The 2,831-nt window shown below is 67.9% G+C and carries 5 protein-coding genes and 1 pseudogene; all 6 read right to left on the bottom strand.

The window, feature by feature from the left end:
• Positions 1–862 (bottom strand): annotated as a pseudogene (locus tag M9H71_RS24965) (hypothetical protein); the annotation flags it as partial.
• A complete protein-coding gene (locus M9H71_RS24970; RefSeq protein ID WP_455407554.1) occupies positions 859–1,443 on the bottom strand; it encodes a hypothetical protein in 585 nt (194 codons plus the stop codon). The pseudogene M9H71_RS24965 and the gene M9H71_RS24970, both read right to left, overlap by 4 nt.
• Positions 1,440–1,934, bottom strand: coding sequence for a phage virion morphogenesis protein (locus M9H71_RS24975; protein ID WP_455407555.1), 495 nt, complete (start codon positions 1,932–1,934; stop codon positions 1,440–1,442). Before M9H71_RS24975 ends, M9H71_RS24970 begins: the two co-directional genes overlap by 4 nt.
• Before the next feature lie 3 nt (positions 1,935–1,937).
• Entirely contained in the window at positions 1,938–2,411 is a 474-nt protein-coding gene (locus M9H71_RS24980; protein WP_455407556.1) for a phage protein Gp36 family protein, read from the bottom strand.
• Positions 2,408–2,635 (bottom strand): hypothetical protein, encoded by a 228-nt coding sequence (locus tag M9H71_RS24985; RefSeq protein ID WP_455407557.1) that lies wholly within the window; start codon positions 2,633–2,635, stop codon positions 2,408–2,410. Before M9H71_RS24985 ends, M9H71_RS24980 begins: the two co-directional genes overlap by 4 nt.
• A partial coding sequence (locus M9H71_RS24990) for a hypothetical protein (protein WP_455407558.1) occupies positions 2,635–2,831 on the bottom strand: 197 nt, incomplete at its 5' end. The genes M9H71_RS24990 and M9H71_RS24985, both read right to left, overlap by 1 nt.

Below are 2,831 nucleotides of genomic sequence, written 5' to 3' on the forward strand. Positions count from 1 at the left end.
TAGGGAAGCCGTGCTTGGGCGGTCCCGCCAGATGCGCCAGCACTGTGGCGGTGAACGGCTTGCGCCTGATCCGCGTGCGGCCGATGCGGTTGCGCATCCGCCCGCCGTATTCAGGGCGACTGCCGTCAGCGAGGCGGATCGAAAGATAGGCCAGTTCATCAGTCCGGTTGGGCTGGATGCCACGGCCCTTGCGGGCCCGGCCGATGAACCAGCCGCGGCCGGGCGGCCCCACGTCCCACATCTGCCGCGGCACGACGTCGATCGCCGTGAGGCCGGGCGACACAGCGTTGGGCCGAAACACGTCGGTGCCGGTCGAGAAACTAAGCGTGATGACGCGCTTGCCGTTCGCCTTGCCGTCCGCGTCGATCACGTCGAACAACGGCAGCGTCGGATCCTTCGCCCGCGCCGCATCCCACAGGAACCGGAAATTCCGCAGGCGCGCCGTCAGCGCCGCCTCGTAGTCGATATCGACCAGCGTCGGGGCGCCGATGCGCGACAGATCGAGCGAGGCCGCGGTGCTCATGCGCTCACCGCTGCGGATCGCCTGCGATCCGGTGCCGATCACGCCGGACGGCGACAGCAGCGTGTAGCGCTGGCCTTCGGAGGGCTTGACCTTGATCTTCAGCGCGCCGGAGGACAGCGGCTGCACCGTCACCCAGGGCGATTCCACCGGCTTGTCGTCGGCGTCGCGGCCGAGCTCCAGCCGCACCTGCCAGTCGTCGCCTTGCTGGCGCACGCCGTCCTTGATCACCTTGCCGTGCATCAGCACGCGCGCGACGCGCTGATCGACCTCGACGATCTGCTTTTCGAGGCCGCGCAGATAGCGCTTGAAGGCGACGATGTCCGGATCGGTGATGCTCATACCGGCGCCCCGTCGCTGTCGTCGATCGGCTCGCCGTCGAAGTCTTCGAACTGCGGCGGGGCGATCACCGGCCGGACGAGCGGGCTGGAGCCGAAGCCGCACATGGTCTGCGACCAGCTCACCGCGTAGTAGGCGGAGCCCTTGGTGTAAGTCTGGCTGGTGAACAGCGGACGGGCTTCGATCTTGTTGGGCGAGCTGATCGACGTCAGGCCCCATCGCTGCGCGTCGAGATCGCCCAGGATCTCCAGCACGCCCAGCGACAGCGCATGCGCGATATCCTGGCGAGGCACAGACTTGCCGTCGACCGCCATGTCCTCGGTCACGATGAAGACGGCCGGCTCGACTTCGAGATCCCAGGACCCGTCGAGATCGCCGTCGAACTTCCAGCGCACCGCGGCCACGGCCATCATCGGCGGCGTGAAGATATCCTTCTCGATGGCGTCCGAGAGGTCGATCCGGCCCGGATGCTGCCGCACCGTCACGCCGGGAAACTGCGACTTCAACGACGCTTCAACGGCGCCGAGATAGCGCGTCAACGGCGAGTCCTGCAGCCGCTGCGCGATGGTGGCGGGCGCGATCACTGGCCGCCCCCGAGCTGTTTGGCCACGAAGGCGGTAGCGAGCTTGTCGATCTTGGATTCGTCTTCGGCCGAGATGCCGACCACGGGCCGCGCCGGGATGGTGACGCTTTTCTTGCTGACGTGCCGGCCGCCGACCACGAACGACAGAAACTTGGCGTTCTTGGCGGTGATCACCGCGCCGTCCTGATGGACGTGCGCGTATTCCCAGCTCAGGCCGGCCTCGACCTCGGTGGCCGATGCGGTCCAGGCGACTGAGCCGAGCATGTGGCCGCCGGTCCGATGCAAGATCGACGTGCCTTCGAGGTTTTCCTGCCACGGCGTGCCATCCGGCGCCGTCTTGGTGGTGGTGATGCGCTCCTGCATCGAGAATTCCAGCCGCGCGCCGATGTCGCTCATCAGTTGCTCGGTGTCGGCGTTCTCCAGCCCGGACAGGCGCGACAGCGCGCCGGTCAGGTCGGAGATGTCGATCTCGATGCGAACGCCGGCGTCCATCGCTCACCACCCCCGCAGGCGCTCGCGCGTCAGCACGCGCTCGTTGCCGATGACGATGGCCTCGTTCGGCGACACCGCGCCGGGCGGCTCGGCACCGGCGCTGCCGCTGCCGCCGCCGCCGGGCCCGTCGAAGGTGAGCGCGGCGGTGCCCTTGGCGATCGCCTGCAGCCGGGCGATCGCCACGTCGTAGCGCTCCTTGACGCGCTCGTTGGTGCGGCCGAACGACAGCGCCACCCGATAGAGCGCAATGTCGATGGTGTAGAGCCGCAGGATGCCGCGGCTGTCGTCGTCGATCCGCTCCAGCTCGTCGCGCATGTAGCGCGCCGCCAGGATCGCCCGCACTTCGGCGGTGGCATCGACCAGCGCCGCCTCGATCCGGCTGTCATCCCGCAGCCGCGTGGTCTCGTCCGCGGCGAGCACAGTCGCCTCGGACGGATAGCGCGCCAGCACGTCGGACAGGGCGGCGAAGGTGGTCACGGGCAAACGCCCTTCAGCAGGTAGCGCTTAACCTCGCCGAGGCCGGACTGAATGATATCGACGACGCCAGCAGCCTTGGCGCCGGTCGAGGTCGAGACGCCGATCAGCGCGGCGGTGTTCGAGGCACCTTCGATCGCAGCCTGTTTGGAGGCATGGAAGGCGCAGATGCGATAGCCACGGATCGCAGCATCGGCGACGAAGCTCTTGATCAGTTCAGCAGACATCAGGCGATCCCCTGGTTGACCTTGACGATGGCGTCGGAGAGCGAAAGGACGACGCCCGCCTTCTGGGCCTTTTCGATCTCGGCATTCGCCTTCGCGAGCAGATCGACAGGCTGCGCGACGTCGCCGGTCTCGACCTGACGATCGTCGAGGCCGGAGCTCTGCAGCGTCGCCGGCGTGGCGCCGAGCAGCGTGGTGA

The sequence above is a fragment of the Rhodopseudomonas parapalustris genome, assembly GCF_053772255.1.